We start from the raw sequence: 3636 nt of genomic DNA on the forward strand, positions 1-3636 counted from the left end.
TCGCAGGCTGGACGCACGCCAGATGGCGTCGGCACGTCAGGATGGCGACATAATGACAACCGGGTATAGCTTATCGAGCCCACAAAACTGTCCGAATGGACGGAGCCACCTCAAAACCCTACCCGTCAAACACCTTTAACCTACCTAGGCGCCACCAAAACCTTATAGATTTTTAAGTTGGAAAATCATCAATATAACCTTATCATACCACAAAATTTCCTATTCCCTTTTGCCAAAGAAACACTCAATGCTCTCTGGATCTGAAACAACTACCACTGAGCAGGTCGGCCGTTATACACTCTCTCATTACGCCGACAATCCGGAAACCGTAGTTGTGGTTTTTGCTTCAGCAGGCGCCCGATTTGGAGGGCCCATCGAGGAGTTTAAGGGCTCCTTGCGGAAGTATGGTGTGTCTATGTTGTTTGTGCGTGATCGTGATGCCTCTTGGTTTCATGAACCCGAAACACCAGATATGTTCGCAAAAGTTGCGGAGATGGTTAGGCCATACAAAAAAATTGCCGTCTTGGGTGAATCCATGGGGGGGTCTGGCGCTCTGATTTTTCCACGATTTTTCGATAAGGTCGACCGGACGTTAGCTTTTTCCCCATTATATAGTTTTGCCTATCCGTTTAACCAGTTTGCGGCCAGTTGGAGCAATGACGTCCCTCCCCGTTACTGGGCCTTTGATTCTGAAGACCAAAAAGCGCAGGCCCATTCTGTTCTTCTGTATGGTACACGCCAATGGCAGGACACTGCCCATGCAGGGCTATATTCTTTACAGGGCTATCCTGTTCTGATGGTTAATGGCTCGGGTCATCTTGTGGCGTCATACCTAAAAAAGGGTTACAAGCAAAATTACCTATCCTTACTTCTTGAGAATTTTCTAGATTTTTCCAAACCCTTTAATGCAGCGAGCGCCCGCTCGGTCCTCGAGCCTATCCTGGCAACTTATGGGGTCGATGATAGAGAATGGAATTTCGAAGCTTCCATGAAGCGCGCCCATTTGAGAGTAGGTGACGTACCTTTTGCTCCCTCACCCCCCGGTTGTATTAATTTAGCTTCAAACCGCCCAACAGATCAAAGCTCAATCTGTCAGTATTCCGCGGGAACCACGACGCAGGAAGACTCCGCTCGAGCTGTCAGCGATCATGTTCCGGAATTTTATGCTTTCCACACAGATCTGGAAAGTAACCCTTGGTGGAAAATAGACCTGGAAGATATTCGAAAAATAGAAGAAATAAGAATTTACAATAGAATTGATAGAGATTCAGAACGTGGATTGCGATTTTCAATAGAAATACTTGAAAATGAAAATTGGATTACTGTATTTAAAAAAAATAATGACACCATGTTTGGCGGAATTGATGGAACTCCATTTGTATGGCGCCCTGAAAAACCTCTCAAGGCTAGAGAGATACGCATTAAATCCTTGGCTATGGAAGATTTTTTACACTATCAAAAAATAGAAATATTTGGAAAATAGACTAAAAAATTGAAAGCCTTTTTCAGATTTGATCAACAATCCATTACTTCATTTTTTATACCGCGATGCAAGCAGATGGAATGTGGCAGCCCACCTCTAATAATAGAGAGTACTTCCTCATTTTATCGGTTCTAGTGAACCAATTTGGGTCCGTTAGGCCTTGAATAACGGCATGGACTGCATAGCTGTTTTTTAATGAACATGATGCAGTCTGTTTTTCTGATCAGGCTTGGTCCGTGTGGAAGCCTTTGCTCGAAGAAATCCGTCCGAAGGGGAAGACCCCACCGGAAAACCTTCGACGAACGATGCCTGCGATTTTCTGGCGTCATCAGAACGGCGCAAAATGGCGCGCCCTCCCGTCTGAGTTTGCTCCTTGGTGGATTGCCACACAGCTGTTCATCCGATGGTCGAAGCTCAGTGCGTGGCAGCGCCTTGTAAAGACAAGGATCAGACGCTCAGCATGATCTTTCTCGATGGCACGACGATCCGCGCCCATCACAAAGCGGCTGGAGCCGCCAAAAAAAGAGAATCCAGCGGACGCCGCCGAGACCGTGAGGCACTTGGCCGCTCACGTGGAGGCTTTGGCACAAAGGTGGAGGGTTCGAAGAACCCCTGGCTCTGAACTGTTAGCTGTGATTCCATCGTTAGTGTGCTGATGGGAGGATAGCCCGGTTTCTTTGATGTTGAGGAGCGGCTGGCGCGTCTGAGCGGTCTTGGTGATCAACTTGAAGCCTTTTCCCGGGCTGTGGATTTTGAAGTCTTCTGAACCGGCCCGGGATTGGCGGAGACCTATCTACCTGAGAAGAAGGTCTGATGAGCAATCCTGTGAAGAAGTTTTCCCCTGAAGTCCGTTCCCGTGCGGTGCGCCTGGTTCTGGAGTGAGGGCGAACACCCGTCTCGCTGGACGGCAATGGTGTCGATCGCCGGCAAGATCGGCTGCTCGGCGCATACGTTGAACGAGTGGGTCAAGAAGGTTGAGGTCGAGACTGGCAAGCGAACTGGTATTCCGGCCGAGACCGCCGATCGGCTCAGGGCGCTGGAGCGTGAAGTGCACGAGTTGCGCCAGGCGAACGAGATCCTGCGCAAGGCGTCGGCATATTTCGACCAGGCGGAGCTCGACCGCCCCTTTCGGAAATGAGCGCGTTCGTCGATGAACATCGTCAGGACTATGGGGTCGATCCGATCTGCAGGATGCTGCAGATTGCCCCATCAGCTTACTATGAGCGGCTGCGCAAACGGCGTGAACCAGAGTGCAGATCGGCTCAGAGCAAACGTGACGAGTTCCTGAAACCCGAGATCCTGCGCGTTTTCTCGGAGCATTTTGGTGCCTACGGCGTGCGGAAGGTCTGGCGTCAGTTATGTCGGGAAAACGTCTCGGTTGCCCGCTGCACAGTCGCGCGGCTGATGCGTGATCTTGGCCTGCAGGGCGTTATCCGCGGCAAACCGAAGCGCACGACGATCAGCGACAAGAGCGCGCCTTGTCCGCTCGATCGCGTCAACCGGCAATTCAAGGCACCGGCGCCGAACCGGCTGTGGGTGTCGGACTTTACTTATGTCGCGACCTGGGCCGGGTTCGTTTATGTGGCATTCGTCATCGACGTGTTCGCCCGATACATCGTCGGCTGGCGCATCAGCCGGACAGCGCATGCGGGCTTCGTGCTCGATGCGCTGGAGCAGGCGATCCACGCCCGATGCCCGTCAGGAGCAGGCAATCTTGTCCAGCACTCGGATCGCGGCTCGCAATACGTCGCCATTCGCCACACCGAGCGCCTGGCCGAGGCCGGGATCGAGCCCTCGGTCGGCAGTGTCGGAGATAGTTACGACAACGCCCTGGCCGAGACGATCAACGGTCTGTTCAAGGCCGAGGTGATCCACAGGCGTGGCCCATGGCGCTCGTTTGACGCCGTGGAATATGCCACTCTCGAATGGGTGGATTGGTTTAACAACCGACGCATCCTCGAACCCATCGGCAACCTCACCCCGGCCGAGGCCGAGCAACAGTTTTATGCCGCTATGGACCACCTCCCACTGGCAGCCTAACTTAGGCTCAGGACCCATTGATTTGATTACGGAAATCTGATTCAGGCTCTGCGAGGAGACTGGAGATGAGCGACTTGTTTTGGCTGACGGATGAACAGATGGATCGCCTGCGG

The 3636-nt window shown here is 52.2% G+C and carries 1 protein-coding gene, 2 pseudogenes and 1 other annotated feature; all 3 genes and pseudogenes read left to right on the forward strand.

Features of this window, described 5'->3' with window-relative positions; all coding sequences use genetic code 11:
* The first annotated feature begins 247 nt into the window (after positions 1 to 247).
* The 3 genes and pseudogenes from HKD27_RS16120 to HKD27_RS16130 all read left to right on the forward strand — a co-directional run bounded on the left by HKD27_RS16120 (position 248) and on the right by HKD27_RS16130 (position 3523).
* Positions 248 to 1483, forward strand: coding sequence for a discoidin domain-containing protein (locus tag HKD27_RS16120; RefSeq protein ID WP_194690205.1), 1236 nt, complete (start codon positions 248 to 250; stop codon positions 1481 to 1483).
* Positions 1484 to 1668: 185 nt separating this feature from the next.
* Positions 1669 to 2075, forward strand: a pseudogene (locus HKD27_RS16580) (transposase); the annotation flags it as partial.
* Positions 2076 to 2296: 221 nt separating this feature from the next.
* Positions 2297 to 3523 (forward strand): annotated as a pseudogene (locus HKD27_RS16130) (IS3 family transposase).
* Positions 2576 to 2692: a sequence feature (AL1L pseudoknot), on the forward strand. Its footprint overlaps the pseudogene before it by 117 nt.
* Positions 3524 to 3636: the final 113 nt, after the last annotated feature.

The organism is Gluconobacter sp. R75690 (assembly GCF_015244525.1).
GTDB lineage: Bacteria > Pseudomonadota > Alphaproteobacteria > Acetobacterales > Acetobacteraceae > Gluconobacter > Gluconobacter potus.

What these genes read in the sequence shown, in the direction of transcription:
- HKD27_RS16120 (WP_194690205.1), top strand. Translation starts at nt 248, where the DNA reads ATGCTCTCTGGATCTGAAACAACTACCACTGAGCAGGTCGGCCGTTAT.